This is a genomic window from Chryseobacterium sp. AG844, assembly GCF_003182335.1.
Classification (GTDB): Bacteria; Bacteroidota; Bacteroidia; order Flavobacteriales; family Weeksellaceae; genus Chryseobacterium; species Chryseobacterium cupriresistens.
The window spans coordinates 96,056-111,098 of record NZ_QGTV01000017.1 but is presented as its reverse complement, the minus strand read 5'-3'; the positions used below and the strand labels follow the sequence as shown (position 1 = coordinate 111,098).

The window sequence follows — 15,043 nt, the reverse complement described above, 5'->3', positions numbered from 1 at the left end:
GGATTCGAACCTTTGCCGTCCCGATTGAAATCGGGATGCTCTATTCAGTAATTATGGTTTGAGGGAATAAAAACAAAAAAGACTCACTGTTTCCAGTAGGTCTTTATGTGAGCGCGAAAGGATTCGAACCTTTGCCGTCCCGATTGAAATCGGGATGCTCTATTCAATAATTATGGTTTGAAGGAATAAAAACAAAAAAGACTCACTGTTTCCAGTAAGTCTTTATGTGAGCGCGAAAGGATTCGAACCTTTGACCGTCTGCTTAGAAGGCAGATGCTCTATCCAGCTGAGCTACGCACCCTAAATTTTTTTAAGTCGGGGCGGCAGGATTCGAACCTGCGACCTCCTGGTCCCAAACCAGGCGCGATGACCGGACTACGCTACGCCCCGAGAGTGTTATTAATAACGAATTTGCATCGTTTTTAGGGCTGCAAATTTGCAATACTTTTTGGAATAAAAAAAATAAAATTAAGAATATTTTTTAATTAATTTTCCTGAATTCTTTTTTATTACCTTTACCGGGTTAATAACCATAGACTTATCTTGTTTTAAAAAGTTTGAAAATTTTTCTTTTTTCCTCTTTTGGGATCTGCAATCATCTGTCCGTGGTATTTTATTTTTTAATCTAAAATGAAAACAAAGGATTTTTATAAGATTTACATTCCTGCGTTGGAAAAAGCATTCCAAAATGATTCTATTAATTTCGGTTTTTACGTTAAACCTCCGGAGGATTATCTAGATGCATACATAGCAGATCAGATTGATCAATGTCTGGAAGATCATCAAGAAGAATCTCTGAACAGAATAGCATATTATTTTGATGCGAAATCCCACAATTTCCCTTCCATTCGAGGTATTCGTATTGATTTATATAAAAAGGAGCTGATGAATGAAATGAGGAAACTGAAAATAACTTTTTATTAATAGCAGATCATTAAGATTTTAGGCAACAACGTGAAATCAGGGACTTGAAATCACAAAAAATGCCATCTATTTTAGATAATTATAAAAAACGAAAGATAATTTGCGAGTAAGACCATGTTATTAACCCAAAATCCCTAAAAAATATGAATTTTAAAACTAAAATAGTTATAATTTTATTATCCTCTTTATTAATTACGAATTGTAAGGAGGAAATGAAAAAATGTGTAAGTCAATCTACCGATACTAATGTAAAACTATATAATGATTTAACAGATCAGTTGATACCTTATTTTTTTCGAGAAGATTATTTAGGTGAAAAAAGATATTTTGATAGTTTAAGAGTTCATAATGAGGATTTATATATCGAAGAGAAGACAAAAGCGCACAACGAAATTTTTAATCATCCTGAAAAATTTTGCAATTTGTATATAGATTCTACTAAAAGTAAAAATACATATTTTGCTACAAGTAGTAAAAACTTTATTACAGGTCATCCCGAAGCTCATATAAATGACATAAAAAGTAGGAAGGAGCTTTTAAAAGAATTTTCCAATAATACAGATATTATTAAAAAATTAAGTACACGAAGTTCTATAAAAGCAAATCAATTTAATTTGTGTACCGCAAAAGTCCTGGATCTGGCAGAGTATGATAAACATACAAATGAATGTGAGATAGGTGTTGTCTATTTTTCAGAGATTGTATTTGATCCTTCTAAAAGAACAGCATTAGTTTTTGTTGACCATCGTATAAAAAAAGATTATTACGGGAGAAATGCTGTATTTAAACTAAGATTGCATGATAATTATTGGGAAATAGAAGATTTTACGTTAGTGTCAACTTCTTAATTTCCGGCTCTTTACATCCGCTCTGCAAAGTCTCCAGACTTTGAGGTAGGAAATCAAATAACTCAAATTTAATATTATGAAAACCTCGCAAAATGCGAGGTTTTTTAATTAAACAAAATGCACTAATCTCTATATTTGCCCCAGGAAATGGCACATACTTTTCCCTGTATTTCTATTCTCACAGACTACCGGAAAAGTGATCAAAATTTCAGACGGAGATATCATTACTTTACTGTTAAAAGGCAATCAGCAAAAAAGGTAAAGTTAAGGCTGGCTGAAGCCGAATGTCTGGAAAATAGAAAAAGGAGCTTTGTTTCGTGAAAAATAATAATGAGTGTTAGAATTATATTGCTTGGTGATCATTTCCGAACAATTAATTATATCACAATACAGGTGATTAGACGTCTCAGTTTTTCTTAAATTTACCATTCGGAGAAACAATGCTGGAGCAGCGAACAGGTGTATATGATAACCCATATAAGTTCAATGCAAAAGAATTGGATAGAGAAACAGGGCTGTATTATTATGGAGCAAGATATTATAATCCGAGAGCTAGTATTTGGTATGGGGTGGATCCGTTGGCAGTCTATCATCCTGTAATGGAAAATGAATTCTATGGGGACGGAGAACATAACGATGGAGTATATTATTGGGGAAATCTAAATCCTTATATTTATACTTACCAAAATCCAATTAGATATATAGATCCAAATGGGAAGCAAGTGGAATGGGAATTACTATATGATAAGTGGCCTAAAACACAAGATGATATGACCTGGAAAAATGGAGAAGTTTCTAATTTGGATATATTTTCTTATGTGTATGGTGAAAAATATGATAGAGATAATGAGGTATTAAGACTAGTTGGTCAAAAACCAATTAATATGACTAATGCATGTGCAACAAGAGGTTCTATAGCATGCAATAGAATAGGGTTTGGAAAGTATTTAAAACCAGATTTTAAAGGATTGTCTGGTAAAATGAAAGGTTTGAATATCACTTCAACAGAAGGAGAGTTTAAAAAAGTGTTAGACAAAATTTATAAAGGTAATGAAGATAAAATTATAAAAGTCGAAAATCCAACTTCTGAAGAACAAGTTCAAGAAGTTTTTGGTGGTAAAAAGGGCACTTTTATTATGATTGCAAAGAAAGACGTAAACTTTACAGGACATATAACAATATACAATGGAAAGAAAGTTATAGGTGGAAACAGTCACATGTATCTAAAGGATGCTCAAGCTGTTTACTTGTACGTTGCAGATAAAAATAATAAACAAAGTAAGTGATGAAAAAAATATTCATTGTTATAGTTTTTTTGCTATTTAATGTGATCATTTGGGGACAAACTCCTGTCGGAGATACCAAATATGAAAAATTAAAGACATTTTTAAAAAAAGATAGTTTGGCATTTCAACAGTTTTTAATGGCTAAAAAATGTTTTTGCAGAGAGAATTTTTTGACTCTTAATGAGCGTAGGGCTGTAAAAAAAACTAATCATTCTACTAAAGATTTAAATGAATTATTTCAAGTTTTAAAAAATGGAGGATATTTATTCTTCGTAGCAATTGATGCTCAAAAAATAGCCTCTTTTTTTAGTAATAAACTGATTGATGAATATGTTTCAAGTAGTGGACGTATCAGCGATGATGGTAATAGAATTGATAATAAAGATATACTATGCGAAACCATTTCTTCACAAACTAAATATAATTACAGTCAATACATTAGTTTCATTAACAATTTAGACAATTATATATTACCACTAAATAAAGGAACTACCTTTCTTAAAGAAGATACATACTTGGATGAATTGTACTACTATTATCCCGGTAAAAAAGAACGCTGGTATAATTTTAACGATGTTCATAAAGTATTGGATGTTGAATAATTCTCTCCACAAAGTCTCCCAACTTTGAGGCAAAAAAAAATCAAAAGTAACTTATTCAATATTAAAAAAACCTCGCAAAACGCGAGGTTTTTTAATTAAAAAGCCCCACTAATCCCTATATTTGCCTTATGAAACGACTAATGCTGCTGTACGTACTTTTCCCTTTATATCTATTCTCACAGACTACCGGAAAAGTGATCAAAATTTCAGACGGAGATACCATTACTTTACTGTTAAAAGGCAACCAGCAAAAAAAACTGAGGTTGGCTGAAGTCGATTGTCCGGAAAGTGGGCAGGCGTTCGGTAAAAATGCGAAACAGTTTACTTCTGCTCAGGTTTTTGGGAAAACGGTAAGCTTTGTTGAAACGACTAAGGACCGTTATGGAAGATCCATTGCGAAAGTGTATTATGACGATGGGAAATACCTTTCCAAAGAGCTTATCAAAGCAGGATTGGGATGGTGGTATTTTTCCTATTCCAAAGATGCCTCTTTGGGAAAACTGCAGGAAACTGCACAACAAAAGAAAATAGGCCTTTGGCAGGATATTAATGCGGTTGCTCCCTGGGACTACCGTAAAATGAAACGTGAGCTTAGGAATACTAAGAAAATCGAGGCCGCTAAGAGCGCAACAAAAACAAAAGAAGCAGTGTAAATCTTTGGCCAAAGAAGTTTGAGAATAGAAATAAGTATTGGTTAATAACTCTTTATTGATAGGTCCAATAGTAACTTCCATCCTCAGGCTTCCATCTTCCATCCTTAAAAAACAATCTGCAACATCCTTCACCCAAATTATAATAGAAACTTTTAAGTGATAACCCTGAATGGCGCCCTAAAAATGAGTATTATTGTAAGAAAATTAATTCTGCAAAATATATGGGGCATTGGGAAATCTTTTTCTTTTTTTTAATTATCGCTTTCATTTATTCTTCTGTGGGATTTGGTGGAGGATCCAGTTACCTTGCTGTTCTGGCAATGTACAGTCTGCCTTATCAGGAAATACGGTTAACGGCACTTATCTGTAATGTTATTGTAGTAATAGGAGGCGTATTCATTTACATCAGAAATAAGCAGATTGATTGGAAGAAAATACTGCCGCTTACCCTTGTAAGTGTTCCCATGGCATACCTGGGAGCTGTTTTGAAAATAAGCCAGGAAACTTTTTTTCTGATATTAGGTGGCACCTTAATCATGGCTGCGCTGTTGCTGTGGATAAAGACAGAAGCAAAAAATGGAGAAAATCCTTCGGAATATAGAAAAGCTTCACTTTTCAAAAACGGATTTTTAGGAGGAGGAATCGGGTTTTTATCAGGATTGGTAGGCATTGGCGGCGGAATTTTTCTTTCCCCACTGTTAAACCTCATGAAATGGGATACCCCACGGAAAATTGCAGCGGCGTCAAGTGTTTTCATATTGGTAAATTCAATATCAGGAATCTTTGGCCAGTTATCTAAGCTGTCTGCAGATATGGATTATTTCAGAATTCTGAGTTTATGTTTTGCCGTGTTCATTGGTGGGCAGATCGGTTCCAGGATGTCCCTGAAATGGAATCCTTTAGTCATCAAAAGAATGACGGCTGTTCTGGTTCTGGTAGCCGGAATAAACGTTTTAATAAAATATTGGTAATAAGCTGCATATAAAAATGAAACTTAAAATACTGGCATTCGGAATAACGAAAGATATTTTCGGAACTTCAGAAAAAGAAATAGAAATACATGAAAAGGCAAACGTCAAAGCACTCAAGGAGCTTCTGGAAAAAAGCTTTCCGGAACTGAAAAAATTAAAATCCTATTTTATTGCCGTTGACGATGAATATGCAGAGGATGATCAGATCATAACAGTGTCTAACGAAATAGCAATAATCCCTCCGGTAAGCGGTGGATAATAAATATGGTTGATATAAAAATAACAGAACAAATCCTGGATCTTACAGATTGCTTTAGCTTTGCATCCGATCCTGCATGCGGAGGAATGGCATCATTTGTAGGAACAGTACGAAATCACACCAAAGGTAAATCTGTTACCCGCTTGGAATATGAATGCTATGAATCTATGGCAATTAAGGAAATACGGAAAATAACGGATAAAGCTATTTCTTTATTTTCGGTAAAAAATATTGTAGTTCATCACCGTACCGGAATTTTATTTCCAGGCGATGCTGCTGTGATCATCGTGGTGAGTGACGGGCATAGAAATGCTGTTTTCGATGCATGCAGCTTTATGATTGAAAATATTAAAAAGACCGTTCCCATATGGAAAAAAGAAATTTTTGAGGACGGAGAAGAATGGGTTTCTGCACACCCGTAGTTTGAGGAGTAAAATTTTGTACCTTTATGTATCAATTATTAAATTATGAAAGCCCATCTGTTATCAAATAAATCGGTAAAGCAGATAGAAATCGTCAAAGTTAAAGACAATGACAGTTTTCATTATACGGATGATGTTTCTGTTGAAGAACCTTTGGAAATAAGGGTTGCTTATCATTTAGCAGATAGAAAAGAGTCTAAAAACATCTCTGTAACCATGCGGACTCCCGGAAATGATGCAGAGCTTGCTGTCGGTTTTCTGTTTACAGAAGGAATTATTTCCAGCCATCAACAGGTTAAAAGCATATATTTTCCGGAGACAGAATGCTCCAGAAACAGCGAAAACATTGTTATTGTTGAACTTACAGAAGGTTGTATTCCTGAGCTTATGAAAGCCGACCGAAATTTTTATACCACTTCCAGCTGTGGTGTATGTGGAAAAGGATCCATAGAATCCATAAGAACAGTAAGCACTTTCCATAATCATACAAAACAAAACACAGAAATTTCCCTGGAAACTCTGTATCAACTATCTGAAAAGCTGCAGTCGTTTCAGAATAATTTCAGTGCTACGGGCGGTATTCATGCTTCCGGCATTTTTGACCTGGAAGGCAATCTTTTGGCACTGCGTGAAGATGTAGGAAGGCATAATGCGTTAGATAAAATTATAGGATATGCATTATCAGCAGATTTACTTCCTCTCGACAATAAAATTTTGGTTCTAAGCGGAAGAGCCAGTTTCGAGCTCATCCAGAAAGCAGCAATGGCAGGAATTACGATTGTTGCAGCAATAGGAGCGCCATCCAGCCTTGCAGTAGATCTGGCAAAAGAATTTGATATCACTTTGTTAGGCTTTCTCCGGGATAATAGGTTTAATATTTACCATTCAGGCAGCCATTTTAAAATTGAAAATTTGTTATGAAAATAAGAATTAAAGACAACTCAATACGATTCCGTTTGACCCAGTCTGAAGTTGCAGAATTAGGACAAAACGGAGTCATCTCAAGCTTTACTGAATTTGTAGACCGTCCGTTTATTTATTCTATCGAAAAAACGGACAACGAAGAGCTTTCAGCGGTTTTCATCGAAAACAGAATTGTACTGAAAATGCCTAAAGCTATGATAAATGAGTGGATTTCCACAGACAGGGTGGGTTTTGACGGACAATCAGGATTGGTAAAGCTTTTAGTAGAAAAAGATTTTGTTTGTATCGATAATACGTTGGAAGACCAAAGCGACAATTATCCCAATCCGAATATAAAATGCTAATTTTTTCATTTTTTTAAATTTAGAAATCATGGAAAACAAAGATTCATTCGATAAAATAAAAGAGGGTAGTAGATTACCTTCTGCAGAACCTCCATATAAATTGCTGGATTTGAAACTGAAACCGCCAAAAGCTTGGGCAGCTGGTGTTCCTGCTGTTATCCATTCATTGGACCAGTTGGTTCTCAATGCCTCTGTTCTTCGTGGAGGAAGAGCTCTTTTCAGTATGAATCAGTTTGATGGTTTCGATTGCCCAAGCTGTGCATGGCCCGACCCGGATGATGAACGTTCCAGATTGGGTGAATACTGTGAAAACGGAGCAAAGGCCTTAGCAGAAGAAGCTACCTCAAAAAAGATAGATGCAGCGTTTTTCAGAGAAAATTCGGTTTATGATTTAGCAAAACTGACGGATTTTGAAATCAGCCAGTTAGGAAGAATCGTGGAGCCTATGTATTTACCGAAAGGCGGAACCCATTATCAGCCGATAAGTTGGGATAATGCCTTTACAAAAATTTCCGAAAAATTAAACGCTTTGAATTCGCCTAACGAAGCCATATTTTATACTTCAGGAAGAACCAGCAACGAAGCAACCTGGGTATATCAGTTGTTCGCCCGTGAATTTGGAACTAATAATTTTCCGGACTGCTCCAATATGTGCCACGAAACTTCCGGTTATGCGCTTTCAAGAAGCATAGGTATCGGAAAAGGAACGGTAAAACTTGAAGACTTTTATGATACAGACCTCATCATTATCATCGGTCAGAATCCCGGAACCAATTCGCCGAGAATGCTTTCCGCATTAACCAAAGGAAAGAAAAACGGAGCAAAAATTATGGCAGTCAATCCGCTTCCTGAAGCCGGATTAAAAGGTTTCAGAAATCCTCAGGAAGTTCGTGCTTTGCTCAATAAGCCTTATGAATTGTCGGATTTATATCTTCCTGTCAAAATTAACGGAGATATGGCGCTTTTGAAAGCATTGCAAATTCTGGTATTGGAAGAAGAGGCTAAAAATCCGGGAAAAATTCTTGACCACGATTTTATCATTAATAAAACTGCGGGCTTCAATGAATTGGTTGAAGAATTAAAATTGTATGACCTCAATTTTTTATCCGAGGAATGCGGAATTCCGATTGAAAACCTAAGGGAAGCCGCACAAATGATTGCCTCAAAAAAACGTATTATCATTTGTTGGGGAATGGGAATCACACAACAGCACAACGGGGTGGAAATGATTTATAATATCGTGAACCTCCTGCTGATGAAAGGAAGCATAGGAATCCAGGGAGGAGGAGCCTGTCCTGTTCGAGGTCACAGTAATGTGCAGGGAAACAGAACGCTGCTTATTAACCACCATCCTACGACTGAACAACTGGACAGATTACAGGAATATTATGGCTTTAAAGTTCCGAGAGAAGGCGGTTATGATGTTGTGAATGCCCTGAAAGCGATGCACGAAGAAAAGGTAAAATTTATGTTCTGCATGGGAGGTAATTTCCTTTCTGCAGCACCGGATACAACCTTTACGGCAGAAGCAATGCGGAAGCTGGAAATGTCTGTAATCGTTTCTATAAAATTGAACAGAAATCATCTTATCCATGGGAAAGAAGCTCTTATTTTGCCGGTAATTTCCAGAAGTGAGAAAGATATGATCAATGGAGAACTTCAGCACGTAAGTACAGAAAACTCAATGGGTGTTGTGGAATGGTCAAGAGGTGTTCTGGATCCGATTTCTAAAAACCTGATCAATGAAACACACGTCGCCTGCAGAATGGCAAAAGCAGTTTTGGGTGAACGTTCTGTTGTAGATTGGGACAAATTTATCAACAGCTATGATGCCGTTCGTAATGATATCGAACAATGTATTCCCGGATTTGAAAACTATAACGAAAGGGTTGTTCAGAAAGGCGGTTTTTATCTTCCGAACGGACCAAGGGATGGTATTTTCAACAGTGAATTTTCTCCGGGAAAAGCTGCTTTCAATATAACAGCAGTGCCGGATAATTCGCTTGCAGATGATGAATATCTGATGGGAACAACCAGAACACATGATCAGTTTAATACAGTTGTATATGGTCTGAATGACCGTTACCGTGGGATTTTCAATGAAAGAAGAGTTGTCATGATGAATGAAAAAGATATAGAGAAAGCCGGTCTCAAAGAAGGTGACCACGTAGACCTTTTCAATTATGATGACGGAATTGAAAGAATTGCACCGCTTTTCATTGTTGTAAAATATCCAATTCCTCAGAAAAGCACTATGACCTATTTTCCGGAAACCAATGTATTGGTATCCATCAATAATGTAGTTAATGGAGCTAATATGCCTGCTTCCAAATATGTCCGTATCAAAATCCGAAAGCATAGTCCCGAAATTTTTAAAAGGATTGATGATCATGTCATTGCTGCAGCCGGAACAAGCCTCGAACAACCATAAAACATATTACTTAAGTAAATTATCATTTAGTAATGATCATAAGAAAAAAAGAACACTGGTTCAGAATGCTTTTTGTGTGGCACGGTTCTGTTTTGCCTGCTTTGCTTCCCCGTTTGGGATTGCTTTTAATCCTTTCTTTATTGGTGACTTATTTTCATGGAATAATACTCTCATTTAAAGTTCCGTTAAATCCTGCGCCACTGACGCTGTTTGGCTTTGTACTTGCCTTATTCCTCGGGTTTAGAAATAATGCCAGTTATGACAGATTTTGGGAAGGAAGAAAATTATGGGGTGCCTTGTTGAATACTACACGTGCATTGACTCGACAGGCAATGACTCTAAGCAATATAAAGAACGATACAATTTCTGTCCATAGCTTTGTTAACTTACTTAGTTGCTTTGTTTTTGCGCTGAAACATCAACTTAGAGGAACAGATGCTTATGAAGATTTAAAATCAAGGCTTAATGAAGACCAGCTGAAAATTGTTGCAGGATCAAAATATAAGCCGGCAGTTATTATGCGGTTGCTTGCAGAATGGGTTCAGAAAGCGAAGGATCAAGGTTACTTAGATTCTATCCAACAGGCGCGTTTTGATGAGAATTTTGATAAGCTTTCTGATATTTTAGGAGGTTGTGAAAGATTGGTTTCTACCCCGATTCCTTACAGTTACCGTGTTCTGTTGCATCGAACGGTGTATATTTATTGTTTTTTGCTGCCTTTCGGTCTTGTAGATTCGCTGGGATGGTTTACGCCTCTTATTGTCGTATTTGTAGCTTATACATTTGTAGCATTTGAAGCGATTGCAGATGAAATTGAGGAGCCTTTTGGAACGGATGCGAATGATTTAGCCTTGAACAGTATGTGTATTATGATTGATGAGACCATTCATGAGATGGTGGGAGAACATATTGCTGTTTCGCAGAAAATGACTCAGAATATTATTGATTGATGCTTAAAAAAGAAGATGATTATTACTTCTGAATGATTTTAAATTAAGAAGTATTTATTGTATTTTTTGAATGCCGTCTTTTAAAGAAAATACTTTCTTTTCAGGAAAGCTCTTTTTTATTTTTCTCACCGCTTCTGCACTGCGTTTCCCGGATAGACAATATACGACAATAGATTTTGGACAAGCTGAAATATAATCTGAATGGTTCTGTAATTCTTCTACAGGAAAATTGATTCCCCCGATATTAAACTCATCATGTTCCTGTGGTGTGCGGACATCTATGATTTCAAAATGATCCTTTTCCTGCATCAGTTGCTCAAACGTAATGGTTTGTACGGTCTGAGGCAAACCTGTAATCTGCACGGAAGTTTTTCTTAATCTGATAATCTGGGTTTTGCCATTCAGAACATTCATTATCCAGAGTTTTCCTGCCAGCGAATCATCGGGATGTGTAAAATATTTTATGGCTTCATTAGCCTGCATGCATCCGACAATTCCCGCCAATGTAGGTAGTACACCGCCTTCTCTGCAGTTCGGTACCTGAGATTCTTCGGCGTTTGGAAAAACATCACGATAATTAGGGGAATAAGTGCCATCTTTCTGTATAACATTCCAGATGCTTACCTGGCCTTCGTATTGGTAAATAGCACCATATACCAAAGGTTTTCCCGTCAGTACACAAGCGTCATTCAGCAGACATTTTGTTTCAAAATTATCTGTTCCATCAATAATCAGATCAAATTCAGAAATCAGATCCATTACATTTTCAGAGGTTACGCGGAAATTTAACGGAATGATTTTTACTGTTGGATTTTGCTGTTGTAACTTTTTAGTAGCAATATCAACTTTTGATTTTCCTATATCTTCCGGAGCATATAAAATCTGGCGGTGAAGATTGCTTTCAGAGACGGTATCATTATCGGCAAGACCAATTGTTCCTATACCTGAAGAAGCAAGATATTGTGCCGAAGGACAGCCAAGCCCTCCCATACCTACGATCAGAACTTTAGCGTTTTTAAGAAGTTCCTGAGACGAAGCTCCAAATCCGGGTAAAGCCATCTGGCAATGATAACGTTCAAGCGGGTTACTCATCTGTTTCTGTCTTAAATCTGTTTTCTTAAAATTTCCTGGGCTTTTTCCCTATCTTCGGGAGTATTCACATTCATTAAAGAATCCGGGTTGCCTGGTTTCAGAATCAATATATCACTGTTGATAAGAACTTTTCTTGGGCAGGTAATTCCTGATCCTAAAAAATTGAGGAGCAAAGGATAGCTTTTGGCCTCCCAGATAGTAATTAATGGTTCCGGTAATCCGTCAAAAGGACTTTCGTAAGTGGTGGCTGCTTTTTCTATATTCCTGTTTTCAATTAAAAACTCTAACGATTTTTCATCCAATAAAGGTAAATCACAGGCAACGACCAACCATGCTGTATCTCTTTGGGAGCGTAATGCCGAAAGAATTCCGCCGAAAGGTCCCATATTCAGAAAAGTATCAGTAAGGGCATTGTAATTTGGATCAAAATTTTCCAGCTGGTCTTGTCTGCAGGAAATGAAAACTTCGTTACAAAACGGAGCTAAAAGATCAGCGGCAAAATACCGTTGCTCTTTGCCATGCCAGCTGATTTTATCTTTAGGGTTCCCCATTCGCTGGCTTTTTCCCCCTGCCAGTACCAGCCCGTTTAATTTGGGAACATCAGTCTCTTTTGAAATCAATTTTTCCTCCGGATTTTTCGATGAGTTGTATTTCTTTGATTACGATGTCATGACTCATGGCTTTGCACATATCATACATAGTAAGTGCGGCAACAGATGCGCCTGTCAATGCTTCCATTTCGATGCCTGTTTTAGCTTCGATTTCGGCAGTACAATAGATTTCAATTTCATTTTGAGCATTAATTTCAATATCTATTTCACAGTTGTCCATACCAATAGGATGGCAGAGAGGAATCAATTCTCCCGTTTTTTTTGCTGCCATTATTCCTGCAATGATAGCAGTTTGGAAAACTGAACCTTTTTTAGTTTTAAAATCATCTTTCTGAAGCGCTTCCAGAATATGTTCAGGAAGTATTACAATAGCTTTGGCAGTGGCTTTCCGGTGGGTAACTTTTTTACCGCCTACATTCACCATACCGGGCTGTTCTTTTTTATTAAGATGTGAAAAATTTGTCATGATTACATTAAAAATTATATCTCCAGATTTTATAGACTTCGCCTTTCTTAAACATAGTTTTTTCCAGAGGAAGTTCTATAAATGCATCGGTTTCCGCAAGATGGGAAAAATCTCCGGAACCATTGGTATTTACTGATTCTGCAATCAACTTCCCTGATGGATTCATGCTGAGTTTAACCTGGGCGAAATATTGTAATGAAAAAGGGAAATCTATATCATTTTGTAAAACAGCATATTGGGGATTTTCCGGGATTCCCAAAGATTTTTCCAGCCAGGGAATAAAATACCGGTGCAGGCACATGAATACGGAAACCGGGTTTCCAGGGAATGCAAAAACCAATTTTCCGTTTTGGCTTTTTCCAAACCAGAAAGGTTTTCCCGGCCTTTGTTTTATTTTGTGAAAAAGCTTTTTTATTCCCAGCTCTTCGCAGGCTTTGGGCAGATAATCGAATTTTCCCATAGAAACCCCGCCGCTCATCAGCAGAATATCATAACTGTCAATACATTGGGATAATTCTTTTTTTATCAATTCAAAATCATCATTCCAATGCAGCCAGTCAGCATCAATTTTATATTTTTCCAAAACAGATTGTATAGTAATTCCGTTGGAACGTCTCAACTGAAATGGAGTAGGAGTATCTTCAGGCGGAATCATTTCATCTCCTGTGGAAATAATAGCTACTCTCGGAAGTTTTTTCGCTGTCAGAAATGTTTTTCCAACTGATGCGGCAATTCCCAATATAGATGGTGTAATGACCTGATTGGCTTTTACCAATATTTCTCCTGACTTTTTGTCCTTTCCTTTCAGATGGATATTCTGTCCTTTTTTTATATCAATTTTGATGCTCGCAACATTGTTATTGATCAGAATATCTTCATAGCGTATGACAGTATCCACTGAAGAGTGCAGTGCTCCTCCGGTCATAATTTCTATACATTCGTTTTCATCATCAATGGAAAGTGGAGATTCTCCTGCTGCCTGTACAGCTTTGATGGTAAAGTCACGAATTCCCCTTTCATAGGATTTAAAACTGATGGCAATTCCATCCACCGTCGGCCTGTCAAAAGGCGGTAAATCACGGTCTGCCAGAATATTTTCTGCTAAAATTCTTCCTGTGGCATTCTCATAGAAAATTTCTTCTGTCCCGAAATTTCTGATTTGAGAAAAGATAATGTCTTCTGCCTGCTGTACACTGATCATTTCCATAATTATCCTCCTATTGTTGCCATTGACTGATGTATTTGTGATGTGGTTAAACTCAGTTTCTGAGCTTCCCAGCCGTCTTTCGGTTTTTTGTGTATGCTGCCGGTAATGATGCTTTTCAGCTCTTCATCTGTTCTTCCCATACGGATTTCATCCTTCAGATTTACGCCGGTTCCTTCATACAAACAGGTTCTGAGGATACCGGAAGGAGTGATTCTTATCCTGTTGCAGTCTCCGCAAAATGAACGGGTATAAGCCGCAATGATTCCTATACTTCCTTTAAATCCCGGAATTTTATAATTATATGACGTTGAACTTTTAGGATCCTCTGTCTTCTGTATTTCAGGGAAATATTCTTTTATATGGTTATAAATCTGTGTGAAATTCCATTTCAGGGAAATATCAGTTTCACTTCCGTTAAAAGGCATTTCCTCAATAAAACGAACGTCTACAGGAAGATCTTTTGTAAGCATTGTCAATGGAATAATATCCTCCGTATTTTCTCCTTCCATCACCACCGTGTTTATTTTTACTTTTATATCATGCTGTAATAGACTATCTAACGTTTTCATCACCTTATCAAAACTGTTTCTTCTTGTAATTTTGAAAAACCGCTCTTTATCAAGGGTGTCAAGGCTTAGATTGACAGATTTTACTCCGTATTTTTTTAGTTGTGGAATATATTGCCCGGTAAGAAGACCATTTGTGGTGATGCTGAGATCCGTAAGTCCGGCTAATTGTGATATATTCTGGATAAGCTCAATACTGTTTTTACGGACGAAAGGTTCTCCTCCTGTTATCCTGATTTTATCGACGCCCATTTCTGTAAATACCGAACAGATTCTGAGCATTTCTTCGTCAGTCATTAATTCATTTTGCTTGATCCAGCTAAGACCGTTTTCCGGCATACAGTAAGTACATCGGAGATTACACCGGTCTACAATAGCAAGCCGGAGATAATTTATGCTCCTTCCAAATTGATCTGTCAACATTTAAATACAATAAGTCCTATTACAAATATACTGAATGTTTCTTCTGAAAGAGAGAATTTTAGCT

At 36.8% G+C, this 15,043-nt stretch carries 17 protein-coding genes and 2 tRNA genes; 12 read left to right on the top strand and 7 right to left on the bottom strand.

The window, feature by feature from the left end:
• Positions 1-227 precede the first annotated feature (227 nt).
• Positions 228-301: transfer RNA gene (locus DEU40_RS16310), tRNA-Arg, on the bottom strand.
• 14 nt (positions 302-315) lie between these two features.
• Positions 316-390 (bottom strand) — tRNA-Pro (locus tag DEU40_RS16305).
• 240 nt (positions 391-630) lie between these two features.
• Between DEU40_RS16305 and DEU40_RS16300 the strand changes: the two genes are divergently transcribed.
• From DEU40_RS16300 to DEU40_RS16245, 12 genes are all read left to right on the top strand, one after another.
• The gene (locus tag DEU40_RS16300; RefSeq protein WP_110010822.1) at positions 631-924 is read left to right on the top strand and encodes a hypothetical protein; all 294 of its coding nucleotides are present in this window, start codon (positions 631-633) and stop codon (positions 922-924) included.
• Positions 925-1,067: 143 nt separating this feature from the next.
• Complete coding sequence (locus DEU40_RS16295) at positions 1,068-1,772, top strand: hypothetical protein (RefSeq protein WP_137906161.1); 705 nt, start codon at positions 1,068-1,070, stop codon at positions 1,770-1,772.
• Positions 1,773-2,212: 440 nt separating this feature from the next.
• Entirely contained in the window at positions 2,213-3,058 is an 846-nt protein-coding gene (locus DEU40_RS22865) for a T6SS effector amidase Tae4 family protein (protein WP_110010820.1), read from the top strand.
• The gene (locus tag DEU40_RS16285; RefSeq protein WP_110010819.1) at positions 3,058-3,660 is read left to right on the top strand and encodes a hypothetical protein; all 603 of its coding nucleotides are present in this window, start codon (positions 3,058-3,060) and stop codon (positions 3,658-3,660) included. The genes DEU40_RS22865 and DEU40_RS16285 overlap by 1 nt, the downstream gene beginning before the upstream one ends.
• Before the next feature lie 128 nt (positions 3,661-3,788).
• Entirely contained in the window at positions 3,789-4,313 is a 525-nt protein-coding gene (locus DEU40_RS16280; RefSeq protein WP_110010818.1) for a thermonuclease family protein, read from the top strand.
• A 221-nt stretch (positions 4,314-4,534) separates the two neighbouring features.
• Positions 4,535-5,284, top strand: coding sequence for a sulfite exporter TauE/SafE family protein (locus tag DEU40_RS16275; protein ID WP_110010817.1), 750 nt, complete (start codon positions 4,535-4,537; stop codon positions 5,282-5,284).
• A gap of 16 nt (positions 5,285-5,300) precedes the next feature.
• Positions 5,301-5,543 (top strand): MoaD/ThiS family protein, encoded by a 243-nt coding sequence (locus DEU40_RS16270; protein ID WP_110010816.1) that lies wholly within the window; start codon positions 5,301-5,303, stop codon positions 5,541-5,543.
• 5 nt (positions 5,544-5,548) lie between these two features.
• Entirely contained in the window at positions 5,549-5,965 is a 417-nt protein-coding gene (locus tag DEU40_RS16265) for a molybdenum cofactor biosynthesis protein MoaE (RefSeq protein ID WP_110010815.1), read from the top strand.
• Between the two features lie 45 nt (positions 5,966-6,010).
• Positions 6,011-6,886 carry a formate dehydrogenase accessory sulfurtransferase FdhD gene (gene fdhD, locus DEU40_RS16260; protein WP_110010814.1) on the top strand — a complete coding sequence of 292 codons (876 nt, stop codon included), beginning with the start codon at positions 6,011-6,013 and terminating at the stop codon, positions 6,884-6,886.
• The gene (locus DEU40_RS16255; RefSeq protein WP_110010813.1) at positions 6,883-7,233 is read left to right on the top strand and encodes a DUF7009 family protein; all 351 of its coding nucleotides are present in this window, start codon (positions 6,883-6,885) and stop codon (positions 7,231-7,233) included. Before fdhD ends, DEU40_RS16255 begins: the two co-directional genes overlap by 4 nt.
• Before the next feature lie 28 nt (positions 7,234-7,261).
• Positions 7,262-9,664 carry an FdhF/YdeP family oxidoreductase gene (locus DEU40_RS16250; protein WP_110010812.1) on the top strand — a complete coding sequence of 801 codons (2,403 nt, stop codon included), beginning with the start codon at positions 7,262-7,264 and terminating at the stop codon, positions 9,662-9,664.
• A gap of 32 nt (positions 9,665-9,696) precedes the next feature.
• Entirely contained in the window at positions 9,697-10,614 is a 918-nt protein-coding gene (locus DEU40_RS16245) for a bestrophin family protein (protein ID WP_110010811.1), read from the top strand.
• A 54-nt stretch (positions 10,615-10,668) separates the two neighbouring features.
• Here the strand turns inward: DEU40_RS16245 and DEU40_RS16240 are convergent, their stop codons facing one another.
• The 5 genes from DEU40_RS16240 to moaA are packed head-to-tail and all read right to left on the bottom strand — an operon-like array spanning position 10,669 to position 14,979.
• Positions 10,669-11,706, bottom strand: a complete 1,038-nt coding sequence (locus DEU40_RS16240; protein ID WP_110010810.1) for a HesA/MoeB/ThiF family protein — start codon at positions 11,704-11,706, stop codon at positions 10,669-10,671.
• Between the two features lie 11 nt (positions 11,707-11,717).
• Positions 11,718-12,326, bottom strand: coding sequence for an NTP transferase domain-containing protein (locus tag DEU40_RS16235; RefSeq protein ID WP_110010809.1), 609 nt, complete (start codon positions 12,324-12,326; stop codon positions 11,718-11,720).
• On the bottom strand, positions 12,307-12,783 hold the full coding sequence (gene moaC / locus DEU40_RS16230) for a cyclic pyranopterin monophosphate synthase MoaC (RefSeq protein ID WP_110010808.1): 477 nt from the start codon (positions 12,781-12,783) through the stop codon (positions 12,307-12,309). The genes DEU40_RS16235 and moaC overlap by 20 nt, the downstream gene beginning before the upstream one ends.
• A gap of 7 nt (positions 12,784-12,790) precedes the next feature.
• Entirely contained in the window at positions 12,791-13,990 is a 1,200-nt protein-coding gene (locus DEU40_RS16225) for a molybdopterin molybdotransferase MoeA (protein ID WP_110010807.1), read from the bottom strand.
• Positions 13,991-13,992: 2 nt separating this feature from the next.
• Positions 13,993-14,979: a GTP 3',8-cyclase MoaA gene (moaA, locus tag DEU40_RS16220; protein WP_110010806.1), complete on the bottom strand. Its 987-nt coding sequence runs from the start codon at positions 14,977-14,979 to the stop codon at positions 13,993-13,995.
• Positions 14,980-15,043: the final 64 nt, after the last annotated feature.

Coding starts and splice junctions, on each gene's coding strand:
- moaC (WP_110010808.1), bottom strand. CDS start 12,783: ATGACAAATTTTTCACATCTTAATAAAAAAGAACAGCCCGGTATGGTG.
- DEU40_RS16270 (WP_110010816.1), top strand. CDS start 5,301: ATGAAACTTAAAATACTGGCATTCGGAATAACGAAAGATATTTTCGGA.
- DEU40_RS16225 (WP_110010807.1), bottom strand. CDS start 13,990: ATGGAAATGATCAGTGTACAGCAGGCAGAAGACATTATCTTTTCTCAA.
- DEU40_RS16280 (WP_110010818.1), top strand. CDS start 3,789: ATGAAACGACTAATGCTGCTGTACGTACTTTTCCCTTTATATCTATTC.
- DEU40_RS16255 (WP_110010813.1), top strand. CDS start 6,883: ATGAAAATAAGAATTAAAGACAACTCAATACGATTCCGTTTGACCCAG.
- DEU40_RS16240 (WP_110010810.1), bottom strand. CDS start 11,706: ATGAGTAACCCGCTTGAACGTTATCATTGCCAGATGGCTTTACCCGGA.
- moaA (WP_110010806.1), bottom strand. CDS start 14,979: ATGTTGACAGATCAATTTGGAAGGAGCATAAATTATCTCCGGCTTGCT.
- DEU40_RS16295 (WP_137906161.1), top strand. CDS start 1,068: ATGAATTTTAAAACTAAAATAGTTATAATTTTATTATCCTCTTTATTA.
- DEU40_RS16245 (WP_110010811.1), top strand. CDS start 9,697: ATGATCATAAGAAAAAAAGAACACTGGTTCAGAATGCTTTTTGTGTGG.
- fdhD (WP_110010814.1), top strand. CDS start 6,011: ATGAAAGCCCATCTGTTATCAAATAAATCGGTAAAGCAGATAGAAATC.
- DEU40_RS16300 (WP_110010822.1), top strand. CDS start 631: ATGAAAACAAAGGATTTTTATAAGATTTACATTCCTGCGTTGGAAAAA.
- DEU40_RS16285 (WP_110010819.1), top strand. CDS start 3,058: ATGAAAAAAATATTCATTGTTATAGTTTTTTTGCTATTTAATGTGATC.
- DEU40_RS16275 (WP_110010817.1), top strand. CDS start 4,535: ATGGGGCATTGGGAAATCTTTTTCTTTTTTTTAATTATCGCTTTCATT.
- DEU40_RS16265 (WP_110010815.1), top strand. CDS start 5,549: ATGGTTGATATAAAAATAACAGAACAAATCCTGGATCTTACAGATTGC.
- DEU40_RS22865 (WP_110010820.1), top strand. CDS start 2,213: ATGCTGGAGCAGCGAACAGGTGTATATGATAACCCATATAAGTTCAAT.
- DEU40_RS16250 (WP_110010812.1), top strand. CDS start 7,262: ATGGAAAACAAAGATTCATTCGATAAAATAAAAGAGGGTAGTAGATTA.